Origin of the sequence: Salinisphaera sp. RV14, from assembly GCF_052044135.1 — a bacterium.
In the GTDB taxonomy this organism is placed as follows: domain Bacteria; phylum Pseudomonadota; class Gammaproteobacteria; order Nevskiales; family Salinisphaeraceae; genus Salinisphaera.
Window position 1 is genome coordinate 195,737 of record NZ_JBQDYF010000001.1, and the last position, 16,044, is coordinate 211,780.

The following is a 16,044-nucleotide window of genomic DNA, read 5'->3' on the forward strand; positions in this document are numbered from 1 at the left end:
GGTTCCCCCTCGTTTTATTCGCTGACGTCGTCGTCTTCGTCGGCCGAGAGATAGCTCTTCTCCGCGACATTGATGAAGAAATCCGGATCGTCCTCGCGATAGCTCGACTGGAAATCGCCGAAGGTGGTCACGCGCTGGAAACCGACCTGGTGCATCAGGTCGTGCACATAGGCCTTGCGTAGCGGGAACATGTTCAGGTGGTAGACGGAGCCGTCGTCCGAGAATTCATAACGGAAGCGCGCCAGACCCTCGTCGACATGCTCGGGCTGGGCGGACACGCCTTCGCCGCAGTAATAGAACTTATGGCTCGGGCCGCCGGTCTTGCCGTCGAGCAGGGCATCGTAATTGCGCTGGTCGAGGATGAGGATGCCGTCGTGCTTGAGCATCGAGTAGAACTCGGCGAGCGTGCGGCGCCGGTCGTGTTCGTTGAAGATATGGGTGAAGGAGTTGCCGAGACAGATGATCGCGTCATAGCGACCGACCATGTCGCGGGTCATCCAGCGCCAGTCGGTGTGTACGGTCTTGAGGATGAAGCCGCGCTCGCGGGCGTTATCGAACGCCTTGCTGAGCATCTGGGGGCTGCCGTCGACGCTGGCGACTTCGAAGCCGGCGCGCAGCAGCTGGACGGAATGGAAGCCGGTGCCGCAGGCTGCATCGATGACCGTCTCGCAGCCGTACTTCTTGAGTACATCGATGAAAAAACTGCCTTCGCTGGCCGCCCGGCCGTCCCAGTCGATCAGGTCGTCCCAGCGTTCGACGAAATCGTGCACGTATTCGTGCTGGTAGTGGTCGGTTTCGCGGATTTCGGTCGGCTGGTCGCCAAAGTCCTGCGTGCGTTGAAACATGGGATCGACCGTGGGATCGCTAGTCATACGCAAATGCCTCCGTAGCAGCCGTTGCAGCGCTTCAAGCGCCGGCCGCGAGCTTTTCAAATGATGCCCTGTCACCGTATGCACAGACCGCACCGACTTCAATTTGCCGCGCACCCCGCTGCGCGCGGGCCGGCCCGCGTTGATCGCGCTGCAAGCCTGTCTGGACAAGGCATCCGCAGGAATACGGAGTTGACAAGTCAATCGTGTACGGCCGATTTGAATCGGGCTGTCATCTGCGCAAACAATATTGCTTGATGCAGCTATTTACCGCCCTCTACGCACGTCTCGATGCCACCACGGCGACCAACTCGAAGGTGGCTGCGATGCGCGATTACTTCGCCGAAGCGCCGCCGGCCGATGCCGCCTGGGCGGTATCATTCCTCTGCGGACGGCGGATCAAGCGGCTGATCGCCGGGCCGAAGCTGCGGGAATGGGTGGCCGAGGCGATCGACATGCCGATGTGGCTGGTCGAGGAGAGTTATGCGGCGGTCGGCGATTCGGCCGAAACCATGACGCTGTTGCTCGACCAGATCGGCTCGAGCGAGGCCGGGCTCGACGTGCCGCTGCACGAGTGGGTCGAGAACCGCATTCTGCCGCTCAAAAACCTCAGCGAGGCCGAACAGAAAGCATGTTTGTACGGCTATTGGCGCGAACTGCCGACCGAGGCACGTTTCACGCTCAACAAACTGCTCACCGGCGCCTTCCGTGTGGGCGTCTCGCGGCGGCTGGTCACGCGGGCGCTCGCCGAATATGCCGGCATCGAGCCGGCCCGGTTGGCCCGTCGATTGATGGGACGCTGGCAACCCACCCCGGAATTCTTCGAGCGCCTGGTCGACCCTGAGGACCACGGTGAGGATGCGGCGCAGCCGTACCCGTTCTTCCTGGCCTCGCCGATCGAGAATGCGCCGATCGAGACGATCGCCGACCTCGGCCCGGCCGGAAACTGGCACGCCGAATGGAAATGGGACGGCATCCGGGCCCAGCTCATCCGGCGTGCTGGAGAATGTCATATCTGGTCGCGCGGCGAGGACTTGATGGAAGGCCGCTTTCCGGAACTGGAGGCCGCCGCGGCCGCGCTGCCCGACGGCTGTGTGCTGGACGGCGAGATCCTGGCCTGGGCCGCCGGCGACAGCCTGCCGCTGCCGTTCGCCCGCCTGCAGCGCCGTATCGGCCGGCTCAAGCCCTCGGCCAACATGCAGCAAAAACATCCGGTGCGGTTCTTTGCCTACGACCTGATGGAACACGAAGGCGTCGACATCCGTGAACAGCCGCTGGAGGATCGGCGGGCGCGCCTGGGCGACGTGCTCGTTGGCATCGACGAACGCATCGCGCTATCGGAAAGCCTGGCCGCCGGCTCCTGGGACGAACTCGCCGCCCTGCGCGAGCGCGCCCGCGAATATGCCACCGAGGGTTTCGTGCTCAAACGGCTTGGCTCGCCGTATCGGGTCGGGCGCATACGCGGCGATTGGTGGAAATGGAAGATCGATCCGTTTTCGGTGGATGCGGTACTGCTCTATGCCCAGCCGGGCTCGGGCCGGCGTTCGAACCTGTTGACCGACTATACCTTCGCCGTCTGGGACGGCGACGCGTTGGTGCCGTTCGCCAAGGCCTACTCCGGGCTTACCGACAAAGAGATTCGCCAGGTGGATGCCTGGATCCGAAAAAACACCAAAGAGCGTTTCGGCCCGGTGCGCTCGGTGACGCCGCAACATGTCTTCGAGCTGCATTTCGAGGGCATCCAGGCCTCGAACCGGCATAAATCCGGTATTGCCGTGCGCTTCCCGCGCATCGCCCGCTGGCGTACTGACAAGCCGCTGGAAGAGGCGGATACGCTCGACAATGTCAAGGCGCTGCTGCCGCCCAGCGAACGCGCCGAACTCGGCTGAACGCGATGGTCTGTTGTCGTGTCCGGTTCCGGTAGCATCGCGGCTTCAAGGCGAAGCGGGCGTGGCCGATGAGTTTTTCCTTCCAGCAACTGCGTTATTTCGTGGCCGTGGCCGAGATCGGTTCGATCTCCGGTGCGGCGCGCGAGTTGTTTGCCTCGCAGTCGACGATCACCGAGGCGATCAAGTCGCTGGAGTCGGACCTGGGCGTGACGCTGGTGCAGCGCCATGCCCGCGGCATGGCGCTCACCCATCGCGGCCATACCTTCCTGCGTCATGCCCAGCGTATTCTGGCCGAGGTCAGCCATGCACGATCGGCGTTCAACGCCGGGCGCCAGCGCATCACGGGTACGCTCAATCTGGGCGTCACGTCTCTGGTGGCCGGCTACGCGCTGCCGGAACTGCTGGCGCGCTATCGACGGGCATTCCCGGCCACCGCGGTGTCGGTGTATGAAGACAGCCCCGAATATCTCGAGCATTTCCTGCTGGGCGGCGAACTCGACGTGGCGTTGTTATTCCTGTCGGCGCTTGGCGAGCCTTCGGCATTCAACAGCGCGGTGATTCAGCGTTACCCTTTCCGGCTCTGGGTGCCGTTCGGCCACCGCCTGGCCGAGGAAGGGCGGGTACAGCGCGCCCGGCTGGTCGACGAGCACTATGTCCTGCTCAATCTCGACGAAATCCAGGCTTCGACCGAAGCGTTATGGCGCGACATGCGCCAGACGCCGCGCATCGCGTATCGCACGACCTCGGTGGAGGCCGTGCGCAGCCTCATCGCAACCGGCGCCGGCGTGTCGGTGTTACCCGATCTGATGTACCGCCCCTGGTCGCTGGAAGGCGATCGCATCGGCGTGGCCGAGTTGGTCGATGCGCTGGAGCCGGTAGCGGTCGGCGTGGTTTCGCGTCGCGGCACGCGGCTGTCGGCGGCAGCGTCGGCCTTCGTGGAGATGGCGCTTGAAAAGACTTCGCCCGGGCCCGGCTGAATCGCAGCCGGTTGGGTCGACCGGCGCATTTGAATGCAGGTCTTTGTCGGGGCATAGGTTTCGTTTTTTCCGATAGCGCTTTTCTATTTTTTGTTATTGCGATAACGCGGCGCGTTTGCGGATACTCGAATGAACACGGATTGACGCGGGATGCTGCGTCTGATCCGCGATCATTCGAGGAGAGCAGGCATGCAGCAGGGCGGCCAGAACAATGTCCCCACCGCGCTCCTGATCGGCGACGAGAACGTCGCCGGCCAGGGCGATTCCGAGACCATTCTCAACCCGTTCACAGGGGCGGCGATCGGTGCGATCCCCGAGGCCACTGCCGGCCAGGTCGATGCCGCGGTGGCAGCCGCGCGAGCCGCGTTCGAGCCCTGGTCGCGCCGTACGCCGGGCGATCGCTCGGCGGTACTGCTGGCGCTGGCCGATGTGATCGAGCGGCATGCCGACGAGTTCGTGCGACTGGAAGCCATGAACTGCGGCAAGCCGGCACATATCGTGGCCGCCGAGGAGTTGCCGGCGACCGTGGATGTGATTCGCTTTTTCGCCGGGGCGGCGCGCTGCATGTCGACCAGCGCGGCCGGCGAATACATGGCCGGCTACACCTCGATGGTGCGGCGCGACGCGGTCGGCGTGATCGGTTCCATCGTGCCCTGGAACTACCCGTTGATGATGGCCGCCTGGAAATTCGCCCCGGCGCTGGCGGCCGGCAATACGGTGGTCCTCAAACCCTCCGAACAGACGCCGCTGACCGCGCTGCTGCTGGCGAAGATCGCCGGCGATGCGCTGCCGGCGGGCGTGCTCAACATCGTCACCGGGCGCGGCGAGACGGTCGGCGATCGGCTGGTAAACCACGATGGCATCGACATGGTCTCGCTGACCGGCGATATCGCCACCGGCAAGAAGATCCTGACGGCTGCCTCCAAGAGCGTGAAGCGCACCCATCTGGAACTGGGCGGCAAGGCGCCGGTGGTGGTGTTCGACGATGCCGATCTGGCGGCGGTGGTCGAGGGCGTGCGCACCTTCGGCTATTTCAACGCCGGCCAGGACTGTACGGCCGCCTGTCGCGTCTATGCCGGGCCGAAGATCTACGACCGGCTGGTCGCGGATCTGTCGTCGGCGGTTTCCGGCATCGCCTATGGCCGGTCCGAGGATGCCGCCAACGAGATCCCGCCACTGATCTCCGCGCGCCAGCGTGATCGGGTGGCCAGTTTCGTCGAGCGCGCCTCTGAACTGCGGCATACCGAGATCACCACCGGCGGCCGGGTTGCCGACGGCGATGGCTTCTTCTACCAGCCGACCGTGATCGCCGGCGCGCTGCAGGAAGACGAGATCGTGCGCCGCGAGGTGTTCGGGCCGGTGGTGTCGGTCACGCGTTTCGACCACGACGATCAGGCGATCGCCTGGGCCAACGACTCCAGTTACGGTCTGGCTTCGTCGGTGTGGACGGCCGACGTCGGCCGGGCGATGGATGCGTCGGCCCGCATGCGCTATGGCTGCACGTGGGTGAACTGCCACTTCATGCTCTGCAACGAAATGCCCCACGGCGGCATCAAGCAGTCCGGCTATGGCAAGGATATGTCGATGTATTCGCTGGAGGATTACACCGCCGTCCGGCACGTCATGGTCAAGCATTGATGAACGGCTCCGCGCCCGCTCGCGCAACCGTCACGGCCGACGACAGCATCGTCCGGCTGGCCGGCGTCGGCAAGACGTTTGGCGCCACGGTGGCGGTGGAAACGCTGAATCTTGATATCCGGCGTGGTGAGTTCTTCACGCTGCTCGGCCCGTCGGGCTCGGGCAAGACGACGACCCTGCGCATGATCGCGGGTTTCGAGCGGCCGAGTGCCGGCACGATCGATATCGACGGGCGCGATGTGACCAAAACAGCGCCCTATGACCGCGATATCAACACGATCTTCCAGGACTATGCGCTGTTCCCGCACATGAGTGTGGCCAAGAACGTGGCCTACGGCCTGCAGGCCAAGCGGGTCGGCCGGCGCGAGATTCCGCAGCGCGTGGCCGAGGCCCTGCGGGCGGTGCGGCTGGAGAACTACGGCGAGCGCAATCCGGCGCAGCTCTCCGGCGGTCAGCGCCAGCGCGTCGCACTCGCCCGGGCGATCGTCAACCGACCACGGGTGCTGCTGCTCGACGAGCCGCTCGGTGCGCTCGATCTTAAGTTGCGCCAGGAGATGCAGCACGAGCTCAAACGCATTCAGGCCGAGGTGGCGATCACTTTCATCTACGTAACCCACGACCAGGAAGAAGCGTTGACCATGAGCGATCGCATCGCCGTGTTCAACGAAGGCCGCATCGAACAGATCGGGGACCCGGTGGCGCTTTACGAGCGGCCGGCAAGCGAATTCGTGGCCAACTTCGTGGGGACATCGAATTTCGTCAAGCGTGGCGGTGCCCGTTTTGTGCTGCGGCCGGAGAAGATCCGGCTGGCCCTCCATGCCGAGGCGTTCGCCGCCGACGGCTGGCAGGTCGAGCCGGGACGGATCGAGTTCAAGGAATTCGTGGGCATGTTCGCGCGCTATACGGTCGCGCTCGATGCCGGCGAGCGGGTCGTGGTGACCGAACAGAATCTACCGGGGCACTCGGTCTTCGACCGCGTGGCCGCGGGGGACGCCGTGCACGTCGCATGGCACCGGGACAGCCTGTATGCGCTGCCCGGCGACGTTTGACTTAACAATCTGGGTGACTCGGACAGTGTCCGAGGGAGGGTGGATCGATGAAAATAATACGTAATCGGGTTTCAACGGCCGTGGCCGGCGGCATGACGGCGGTATGGCTCACGCTGGGCGTGGCGGCCACGGCGGCCACGGCGGCCACGGCGGCGCCGGTCAAGGCCGATTATCCGGCCAAGGTGGGCAAGGGCGAGGGCCAGCTCAATCTGGTGGCCTGGGAAGGCTACGCCCAGGATGAATGGGTCAAACCATTCGAGAAACAGACCGGCTGCATGGTGCATCGAAAATATGCCGGTTCCTCGGACGAGATGGTCGCGCTCATGCGCCAGGGCGGCGGCGGCGAATATGATCTCGTGTCGGCCTCAGGCGATGCCTCGCTGCGGCTGATCTACGGCGGCGATGTGCAGCCGGTGAGCGTGAAGCTGATCCCGGCCTGGCAGGATTTCCTGCCGCAGCTGAAATCGCCGCCGAACAACACGGTCAACGGCCTGCACTACGGCGTGTCCTACGAGTGGGGCCCGAACGTGCTGCTCTACAACAGCAAGAAGGTCAGCCCGAAACCGGCCAGCTGGGATGCGATCTACAGCGCGGACCACAAGGGCCAGATCACGGTGCCCGACAACCCGATCCAGATCGCGGACGCCGCGCTCTATTTGAAAGCCCACAAGCCGGAGCTGGGCATCAAGGATCCCTACGAGCTCACGCAGAAACAGCTCGCCGCGGCGGTCGATCTGCTGCAGAAGCAACGGCCGCTGATCAAGAAATACTGGGCCCAGGCCTCGGACGAGATCGAGCTGTTCAAGAACGGCGACGCGGTGGTGGGTGCGGCCTGGCCGTACATGACCAACGCGCTGCAAAAAGACGGCGTGCCGGTCGCGGACACCATCCCGAAGGAGGGCGCGACCGGCTGGTCGGATACCTGGATGCTGTCGGCCCACGCCAAGCACCCGAACTGTGCCTACAAGTGGATGCAGTATGTCTCCACGCCCAAGGTACAGGCCGAACAGGCCATCTATTTCGGCGAGACGCCGGCCAACAAACAGGCCTGCAGCGCGATGGACAAGATCCAGGATGGCGCCTGCCACAAGTTCCATCTCGATGCGCCGTCGTCCTACTTCGACCAGATCTATTTCTGGAAGACGCCGCGCACCCAATGCGCCGATGGCCAGCACGACTGCACCAGTTATCGCGACTGGCAGCGGGCCTGGCAGCGGGTGAAAGGCTAGCGATGTGGGGCCGGCCGCTGCGAAAAGCGGTCGGCCGGTCGCGAACAGGGGAGCAGGGCATGCGACGATCCACGGCAGCGCTTGATTTCAATCCGGCCCAGCGTTTCCTGCGGGCGGCTTCGTCCGTGTTGTGGCGGCGGCCGCGCCTGGCCGCAACGGCGCTGCTGGCGCCGCCGATGCTGTGGTTCGTGCTCATCTATCTGGCCGCGCTCGGCATACTTTTTCTATCCGCGTTCTGGACGGTCGATGATTTCACCGGCGAGATCGTGCATCGCTGGACGCTGGTCAACTTCGAAACGCTCGCCACCAGCGAGACCTACCGCGCGATCGCCGGGCGCACGCTCGGTATCGCGGCACTCGTGACCCTCACCGACATCGTGCTGGCCTTTCCCTGTGCCTATTTCATGGCGCGCATCGCCGGGCCGCGGCTGCGCGCGACGCTGTTCGTGGTCATGTTGCTGCCGATCTGGCTGAGCTATATCGCCCGCGTCTACGCCTGGCGGCTGATCCTGGCGCACGACGGCGTGCTCAACTGGACGCTGCACGCATTGGGTCTGCCGGCAGCGGACATCGGTTACACCAACACGGCGATGTGGCTGGTGTTCTCCTATATCTGGCTGCCATTCATGATCACGCCGATCTATGCCGCCATCGAGCGCGTGCCGGGCTCGCTGTTCGAGGCCTCGGCCGATCTCGGTGCGAAGGGCTTGCGCACCTTCACGAAAGTGACGCTGCCGCTGGTGGTGCCCGGCATCATCGCCGGCTCGATCTTCACCTTCTCGCTCACGATGGGCGACTACATCACGCCGATCCTGATCGGCGGGCCGGGCTCGTCGTTCATCGGCAACGTGGTGTATGCCAACGTCGGCATCGCCAACGACATTCCATTCGCCGCGGCCTTCGCCACGATCCCGGCGCTGGTGATGGTGCTGTACCTGGCCGCGGCGCGCCGGCTCGGCGCGTTCGAGATGATGTAGGGGCGCGATCATGGAAAGCACACTCACCAAATGGCTGCTCGGCATCTGGACGGCGCTGGTCATCGTCTTTCTGTTCGTGCCGATCGCGATCATCGTGGTCTATGCCTTCAATCCGTCGAATATCCAGAGCTGGCCGATTCCCGGGCTGTCGCTGAAATGGTTCCCGGCCGCCTGGCACAATCGCGAGATCCGGCACGCGCTGTGGCTGTCGATCAAGGCCGCGCTGCTGGCCACCACCATTTCGGTCGTTCTCGGCACGGCCGCAGCCTTTGCCGTGCATCGCTTTCGGTTCTTCGGCCGCGACGCGGTGTCGTTCATCGTCGTGCTGCCGATCGCGCTACCGGGCGTGCTCACCGGTATCGCGCTCAATTCCTTCTTCGGCTTCTGGCACGTCGGGCTGTCGTACTGGACCATCGTGATCGGCCACGCGACCTTCTGTATCGTCATCGTCTACAACAACGTCATCGCGCGCCTGCGCCGTATCTCCGGCTCGCTGCGCGAGGCGTCGATGGACCTCGGCGCCGATGCCTTCTCGACCTTCCGGCGCATCACGCTGCCGATGCTGTCCACCGCACTCATCTCCGGCGCGCTGCTGGCCTTTGCCCTGTCGCTGGACGAAGTGATCGTGACCACGTTCACGGCCGGTGCGCAGAACACGCTGCCGCTGTGGATCTTCGGCGCCATCCGCCTCGGCCAGCGCCTGCCGGAGGTGAACGTGGTGGTCACGGTCGTGATGCTCGCCACGCTCGTTCCGGTGATTCTGGCCTATCGCCTGATGAACCGCGCGCCGGCCGATACCGGCAAATAACGCATCGCCGGGGCGGTTGATCGCGTATTCGTTCAGCAGCCAGCCGCTCCGCGGCTGGTTTGCTTTGGCCCGGCGTGCCCGCATGTTGTGGGTACGCAATCCTGCGATCGGATGCCGCGATGTCCTACGCCACGCGTGACGACCAAGAGCCCCGCGTGATCCGCTGGGCGGATATGACCTGGCGCGATTACCTGCGGATTGGCGCTGGCGTTTTCTTCTTTTTTCTCGGCATCGCCGGTCTGGTGCTGCCGATTCTTCAGGGCGTGCTGTTCCTGATCGTCTCCGCGATCCTGCTGGCGCCGTATTCGCGCTGGGTGCAGAAGCAACTCGCGCGCTTCGAGCGCAGGTTTCCGTGGCTGTCGGACAAGGCACGCGGCATCGCCACGCGCTGGAGCCGCAAGAAACCGGCCGATGAGTGAGGCGATCGCGCCGGATCGTGTCGCTGTCGATCCCCGTATCGAGCGCTGGTTCGCCGACCGCGAGTGGCGGATCTTCGATTTCCAGCGCGCGGCCTGGGCCGCCCAGCGCCGCGGCGAATCGGGGCTGATCCATGCGCCGACCGGCACCGGCAAGACGCTGGCTGCCTGGTTCGGCGCGGTCAACGACTGGCTGGCGCGTGTCGACGACGAGTCCGCCACGCCGGGCCTGACCGTGCTCTGGATCACGCCACTGCGCGCGCTGGCCGCCGATACCACGCAGCATCTGGCGGCGTCCGTCGCCGAACTGGGCCTGAACTGGACCGTCGAGCGGCGTACCGGCGATACCAGGTCGCACGTCAAGGCGCGCCAGCGCAAGAAATTGCCGAGCGCGCTGGTGACCACGCCGGAAAGTCTGAATCTGCTGCTGTCCTACGCCAATCACGAGCAGATGTTTGCCGGGCTGCAGTGTGTGGTGGTCGACGAATGGCATGAACTGCTTTCGACCAAGCGCGGCGTGGCGCTCGAACTGGGGCTTTCGCGCCTGCGGGCCATTAATCCGCGGCTGCGAACCTGGGGTGTGTCGGCCACACTGGCCAATCTCGACGAGGCCGGCGACGTGCTCACGGGCGGCCAGCCGGTGACCCATATCCGCGGCGTGGTGCCTTCCACCACCGAAATCACGGCGTTGATCCCCGAAACCATCAAGCGTTTCCCCTGGGCCGGGCATATGGGCACGCAGATGGTGGCGCCGGTAATCGCCGCGCTCGAAAAAGCCCGGACCACGCTGCTGTTCACCAACACGCGCTCGCAGGCCGAACTCTGGCATCAGGCGCTGATTCGGGCCCGGCCGGACTGGCTGGAGAAAATCGCGCTGCACCACGGCTCGCTCGACCGCGAGCTGCGCGACACGGTCGAGGCGATGATCGCCGATGGCCGGCTGGCCTGCGTGGTGGCCACGTCCAGCCTCGATCTGGGCGTGGATTTCTCGCCGGTCGATCAGGTGATCCAGGTCGGCAGCCCCAAGGGCGTGGCGCGGCTGCTGCAGCGGGCCGGGCGCTCCGGCCATCGCCCCGGCGTGCCCAGTCGGATTCTGTGCGTACCGACCCATGCCTTCGAGCTGGTCGAGATCGCGGCCGCGCGCAAAAAAGCACATGCCGGCGAGCTGGAGGCGCGGCGCCCGCTGACCGGCGCCATCGACGTGCTCGCCCAGCATATCGTCACGCGAGCGCTCGGCAGCACGGGCGCGGGTGGGGTCGCACCCGAGGATCTGCTGGCCGAGGTTCGCAGCACGCATGCCTATCGCGATATCACCGACGACGAATGGCAATGGACGCTGGATTTCGTCACCCGCGGCGGGGCGGCACTCGCGGCTTATCCGGAATTCCGGCGTGTAGATCTCGTCGGCGGCAGCCTCGTCGTCAACGACCCGCGCATCGCGCGGCGGCACCGCATGACCATGGGCACCATCACCTCGGATGCCGCGATGAGCGTGCGCTGGGTCAAGGGCGGCCGGCTCGGCTCGGTCGAGGAACGCTTCATCGCGCAGCTCAAGCCGGGTGACGTGTTTCTGTTCTCCGGGCGGCTGCTGGAGCTGGTGCGCGTGAAGGAGCTGACGGCCTATGTGAAAACAGCCACCCGCAAGAATCGCCAGGTACCGCGCTGGGCGGGCGGGCGCATGGCGATCTCCGGCACGCTCGCGGATGCCATCCGCGAACTGCTCGAAGCCGCTCGAAACAACCACTACGACGAGCCGGAACTGGCCGCGATCCACGATCTGCTGGCAATACAGCAACGCTGGTCGGTGCTGCCGGCCGCCGATGAACTGCTGATCGAGCACGTCACCTCCCGCGAAGGCCGGCACTGGTTCTTCTATCCGTTTGCCGGGCGGCTTGCCCACGAAGGCCTGTCGGCGCTGGTGGCCTGGCGGCTGGCGCGCATGCACAAGGCGACGTTCCGCTTTTCGGTCAACGATTACGGCTTCGAATTGGTCACCCGTTCGAAGGTGGATTTCACCGAGAATGAACTGCGAGCCGCGTTGCCGGAAGACAATCTCGTGGACGATCTGCTGACCTGTCTCAATGCGTCGGAGCTGGCCAAACACGCCTTTCGCGATATCGCGCGTATCGCCGGGCTGGTATTTCCCGGTTACCCGGGTACATCCAAGAGCGCGCGCCAGATCCAGGCCTCCAGCGGGTTGGTCTACGACGTCCTGGCGCGTTACGACGCCGAAAATCGCCTGCTGGGACAGGCGCGCCGGGAAGTGCTTGAGCGGGAGCTGGAGATCGGACGGCTGCGATCCGCGCTCGCCGCGATTGCGGACCAGTCGATCCGGCTGGCCGAGCCGCCGCGGCTCACGCCGCTCGGTTTTCCGCTCTGGGTCGAGCGGGTGGCCAGTCAGGTGACCGGGGAATCCTGGCGCGATCGGGTCGAGCGCATGACCGTGCAGCTCGAAAAAGCGGCGGATAAGAAATCGGGGCGTTGAGTTCCGGTCATGGATGCCGGACGATTCGCGAGGTGCGCAGTGGTTCGGGTTTCGCACTGCAGTGCGAGCCCCTTCTTTTGCTTGCCCAAAGAGGGTGTAGACAAACCCTTATTCCGCCTACCGAATTTAAAAACAATGTCTTGGGTGTAGGTCGGATTAGCGCGCAGCGCGCGATCCGACGCTCAATCGGCGAGTGCCGAGGCTCGGCTGTCGGATTACGGTGCAAGCACCTAATCCACCTACGTAACGATCTGATATTGCGTTTATCACCGGCAGTTAAGTTGTCTACACCCTCAAAAAAAAGAAGGAACCAAGAAAAGGGCACCCGCATCGGCGCCGACTTTGCCGGTGCCGTACGAGGCGAGGAGCAGGGTTTTCCCGGCGTAGCCGGGATGCGACCGCCGGCGTTCGGCATGAGCCCCACGCTACGACTCGTCCGGTTCGACCCGCCGAATGTCGCATCCCACAGCTTAGCTGCGGGAAGGCCCTGCTCCGCTTCTCGGGGCGACACTCCGATGCTCGCGGCGACGGGATGCGGCAAAAACTCCGACGGCTTTGGCCGTCCTCAGACAGCTTGCCGCACCGGCGCAGTGCGCCGGACACCCGTCGCCGCTGCGCGTCTCCGTCGCCTCAGACGGGAGGTAATACAGACACGAACTCCGTTACCTCGCGCGCCGTGCCTGTATTCGGGTTCCCTTGAGCGCAGCGCCGAGCAGTGGAGGCCGAAAGAGGAGCAAGACAGCCGTGTGTCTGAGTGCCGCGTAGCGGCGCGAGTTTCGCGGCTGTCCCTCTTGCGGCCGGAGCCGCGCAGGGCACCGATGCGAAAAGCATCGGCGCAAGGTAGGGTGTCGTTTCCTTTGCTTCCTTTCGTTGGGACAAGCAAACGAAAGGGAGTCGCGCTACAGCGCGAAACCTCAAGTAACGCGAAACTCGCGAGTTTTCCAAGCGCGAACGCTCGAAGGCGGAGGAAGTTTTGTTTCGCTGTTTAATTTGCGGAGCCGGTTCTGACAGCGCCCTATCCGCACTGGATAAATCGAATACGTCGGTCGCCGATTGCTCCGTGCCCAGTGTATGACGCGACCCATGATGGGCACGATGCTCGCTTGGGGCCTCTTGCCGCCGCATTTAAGCTGGCCACACATCAACGTGTAAAAGACGGATGACCGCAAGCGCCGATACACGACTCCCGCTCCAGCAAGCCGAGCTTGAACTGGCTGGCGAACGGCTGCTGCTGCGCGCCGATCACAGTCTGTTCTGGCCGGCCGGCGGGACGCTGTTCGTGGCCGACACGCATTTCGGCAAGGGCGGCGTGTTCCGGCGTCAGGGCGTGAACGTGCCGACCGGCACCACGGAGCACGATCTCGCCCGGCTCGAGCACGCGCTGGAAGTGACCGGCGCACAGCGGCTGATCGTGCTCGGTGACTTCGTACACGCCCCGCCGACTCGCGACGAGCCCTGGTTGATGCGGTTCGCCGAATGGCGCGCCCGGCACGACCATATCGGGATCGTGGTCACGCGCGGCAACCATGATCGTGTGCGCCAGTTGCCGGTGGATATGGATATCGACTGGCAACCGGGCGCGCGCCGGATCGGGCCGTTCGTGTGCCGGCACGAGCCGGGCGAGGATTTCCGTGGCCCGGTGCTCGCCGGCCATCTCCACCCGGTCGTGCGCCTGACGGCCGCCGGTGAACGCGTACGCTGCCCGGCGTTCTGGGTGCGTCCGGGTGGCATGGTGCTGCCGGCATTTTGCGGGTTTGCTGGCGGCGGCCGGATCGCGCCGGGCGTTGACGATCGTGTGTTCGTGATCGGCGAGGGCGAGGTGATTGAGGCGCGGCTGGCGTGAATCAGCATTTCGGATTCGCCGTAACCGGTGCGGCGCGGGTAGAATCGCGCGGATGTTGATCGCGATTATTGCCGGGGCGCTCATCGGCGCCTCGTTCATGGGTTTTTCTGGCGCGCTGCTGGGCGCTGTTGTGGGTTACTGGGTCGCCCAGTTGCTGGCGATGGCCCTGCGGCGGGGCAATCTGGGCCAGATCCAGTCCCAGTTCCTGGATTCCACGTTCGCCGTGATGGGCGCGTTGTGCAAGGCGGACGGCCAGGTCACGCGCGACGAGATCCGCGTGGCCGAGGAATTGTTCACGCGTCTGCGGTTGTCGGATACGCAAAAGGACGACGCCCGTCGCTCGTTCAATCGCGGCAAGCAGGGCGATTTCGATCTGGATGCGGAAGTCGCGAAGTTCGTGCAGGTCGCCCGTGGCCAGCGCGCGCTGCACCAGATGTTCCTGCAGGTGCAGATCGCGGCGATCGCGGCCGATGGCAAGGTCAGCTCGGCCGAACATGCCGCGCTCATGCGCGTGGCCCGCGGGCTGGGCCTTTCCGAGATGGAGATTCGCCAGCTCGAGGCGATGCTGGGTGCGCGCGGTGCGGCTAGCGGCGACACTGGCGGCGACGGCATGGGGTCCCGGGCCGGCGTGTCGCCCGAGGATCAACTCAAGCAGGCCTACGACGTACTCGGCGTTTCGTCGGAGGCCAGCGACGCGGAGGTCAAGAAGGCCTATCGTCGCCAGATGAGCCAGAATCATCCGGATAAGCTGGCCTCCAAGGGTATGCCGGAGAGCATGCGCGCGATGGCGGAGGAAAAGACCCGCGAGATCGGGGCGGCCTACGAACGCATCCGCGAGGCGCGCGGCATCAATTAGTCTCCGCGCCGGGCGGCGAGCCGAAGCCGCGCCCAAGCCGGTCGATGAACCATTGCAGCGCGCGCCCGTGTTCGCCGCGACGCCACAGCAGGTAGGTGTCGCGCGCGGCCGGCCGGGTGGCGGTCGGCAGCGCAACAAGCCGCGCGCCGGCGATCGCGTCGACGACCCAGTGGCGCGGGCAGTAGCCGACGCCCAGGCCGCGTTCCAGGGCTTCGATCTTGGTACGCATGCTCGATACGGTCAGCCGCGGCTGGCCGTCGATGAGGTTGCCGCTGCGCGGGGCGAACTGACGCGCGGTATCGGCGACCACCAGCGCACGATGCGCCCGGATCGCGTCTTCGGACAGTGGCCTTGGCGCGTCCACGAGCGGATGATCGGGCGCACAGCAGAAGACGAACTCGATGCGCCCGAACTGCGTGCGCTGGATGCTGGCGTTGGCCGGCGGGTCGGTGACCCCGATCGCCAGATCGACGCGCTCGTCGACCAGGGCCTCCCAGCTGCCGGCCAGGACTTCCTCGTTCATGCGCACGTTGATGGCGGGGTGCGCGGCGGCAAATTCCGCGATCACCGGCCACAGATCGGCCGGCCGCTGGGTGGCGTCCACCGCGATCTTGAGTTCCGGCTCCCAGTGGTCCGCCTGGCGCCGGGCCGCGGCGGCGAGTTCTCGTGTGGCCACAAGAATTCGCCGGCCTTCGTCGAGCAGCAGGCGGCCCGCGGGGGTGAGCACGGCGCGATGACCGGTACGATCGAACACGCGGATGCCGAGCTCGGCCTCGAGTTGGTTGACGGTGTAGGAGATCGCGGAAGGCACGCGGTACAACGAGGCCGCCGCCGCCGCAAAGCTGCCGTGCCGGTCGATGGCGTCCAACACCTCCAATGCTTCCAGGCGGACGGACTCGGTCATGGATGGTAGGCATTCGGAAAATCTGAACAACTATGCCAGAAAGCCTTGCTATGCGCGGCGGCGCCACAGGTCTAGTCTCGACATTGCTGCAGTCGGGTCGTCCG

General features: G+C 65.2%; 13 protein-coding genes. 11 read left to right on the forward strand and 2 right to left on the reverse strand.

Annotation, left to right across the window (positions count from 1 at the left end; translation table 11 throughout):
* Nucleotides 1–14 precede the first annotated feature (14 nt).
* Nucleotides 15–872: a glycine/sarcosine N-methyltransferase gene (locus ACS8Y6_RS00895; protein ID WP_440848659.1), complete on the reverse strand. Its 858-nt coding sequence runs from the start codon at nucleotides 870–872 to the stop codon at nucleotides 15–17.
* A 254-nt stretch (nucleotides 873–1,126) separates the two neighbouring features.
* Between ACS8Y6_RS00895 and ACS8Y6_RS00900 the strand changes: the two genes are divergently transcribed.
* The 11 genes from ACS8Y6_RS00900 to djlA all read left to right on the forward strand — a co-directional run bounded on the left by ACS8Y6_RS00900 (nucleotide 1,127) and on the right by djlA (nucleotide 15,036).
* Complete coding sequence (locus tag ACS8Y6_RS00900; RefSeq protein ID WP_440848658.1) at nucleotides 1,127–2,758, forward strand: ATP-dependent DNA ligase; 1,632 nt, start codon at nucleotides 1,127–1,129, stop codon at nucleotides 2,756–2,758.
* A 68-nt stretch (nucleotides 2,759–2,826) separates the two neighbouring features.
* Complete coding sequence (locus ACS8Y6_RS00905) at nucleotides 2,827–3,735, forward strand: LysR family transcriptional regulator (RefSeq protein WP_440848657.1); 909 nt, start codon at nucleotides 2,827–2,829, stop codon at nucleotides 3,733–3,735.
* A 189-nt stretch (nucleotides 3,736–3,924) separates the two neighbouring features.
* The gene (locus ACS8Y6_RS00910; protein ID WP_440854821.1) at nucleotides 3,925–5,373 is read left to right on the forward strand and encodes a gamma-aminobutyraldehyde dehydrogenase; all 1,449 of its coding nucleotides are present in this window, start codon (nucleotides 3,925–3,927) and stop codon (nucleotides 5,371–5,373) included.
* Nucleotides 5,373–6,422, forward strand: a complete 1,050-nt coding sequence (locus ACS8Y6_RS00915; protein WP_440848656.1) for an ABC transporter ATP-binding protein — start codon at nucleotides 5,373–5,375, stop codon at nucleotides 6,420–6,422. The genes ACS8Y6_RS00910 and ACS8Y6_RS00915 overlap by 1 nt, the downstream gene beginning before the upstream one ends.
* A gap of 92 nt (nucleotides 6,423–6,514) precedes the next feature.
* Complete coding sequence (locus ACS8Y6_RS00920) at nucleotides 6,515–7,651, forward strand: ABC transporter substrate-binding protein (RefSeq protein ID WP_440854934.1); 1,137 nt, start codon at nucleotides 6,515–6,517, stop codon at nucleotides 7,649–7,651.
* 59 nt (nucleotides 7,652–7,710) lie between these two features.
* On the forward strand, nucleotides 7,711–8,628 hold the full coding sequence (locus ACS8Y6_RS00925) for an ABC transporter permease (protein ID WP_440848654.1): 918 nt from the start codon (nucleotides 7,711–7,713) through the stop codon (nucleotides 8,626–8,628).
* Between the two features lie 10 nt (nucleotides 8,629–8,638).
* Nucleotides 8,639–9,436: an ABC transporter permease gene (locus ACS8Y6_RS00930; RefSeq protein WP_440848653.1), complete on the forward strand. Its 798-nt coding sequence runs from the start codon at nucleotides 8,639–8,641 to the stop codon at nucleotides 9,434–9,436.
* A 119-nt stretch (nucleotides 9,437–9,555) separates the two neighbouring features.
* Nucleotides 9,556–9,855 carry a hypothetical protein gene (locus tag ACS8Y6_RS00935; RefSeq protein ID WP_440854822.1) on the forward strand — a complete coding sequence of 100 codons (300 nt, stop codon included), beginning with the start codon at nucleotides 9,556–9,558 and terminating at the stop codon, nucleotides 9,853–9,855.
* Nucleotides 9,848–12,337: a ligase-associated DNA damage response DEXH box helicase gene (locus tag ACS8Y6_RS00940; RefSeq protein WP_440854823.1), complete on the forward strand. Its 2,490-nt coding sequence runs from the start codon at nucleotides 9,848–9,850 to the stop codon at nucleotides 12,335–12,337. Before ACS8Y6_RS00935 ends, ACS8Y6_RS00940 begins: the two co-directional genes overlap by 8 nt.
* Before the next feature lie 1,159 nt (nucleotides 12,338–13,496).
* On the forward strand, nucleotides 13,497–14,180 hold the full coding sequence (pdeM, locus tag ACS8Y6_RS00945) for a ligase-associated DNA damage response endonuclease PdeM (RefSeq protein WP_440848650.1): 684 nt from the start codon (nucleotides 13,497–13,499) through the stop codon (nucleotides 14,178–14,180).
* 52 nt (nucleotides 14,181–14,232) lie between these two features.
* A complete protein-coding gene (djlA, locus tag ACS8Y6_RS00950; RefSeq protein WP_440848649.1) occupies nucleotides 14,233–15,036 on the forward strand; it encodes a co-chaperone DjlA in 804 nt (267 codons plus the stop codon).
* On the opposite strand, the gene ACS8Y6_RS00955 is transcribed toward djlA, so the two are convergent.
* Entirely contained in the window at nucleotides 15,029–15,940 is a 912-nt protein-coding gene (locus ACS8Y6_RS00955) for a LysR substrate-binding domain-containing protein (RefSeq protein ID WP_440848648.1), read from the reverse strand. The genes djlA and ACS8Y6_RS00955 overlap by 8 nt on opposite strands.
* Nucleotides 15,941–16,044: the final 104 nt, after the last annotated feature.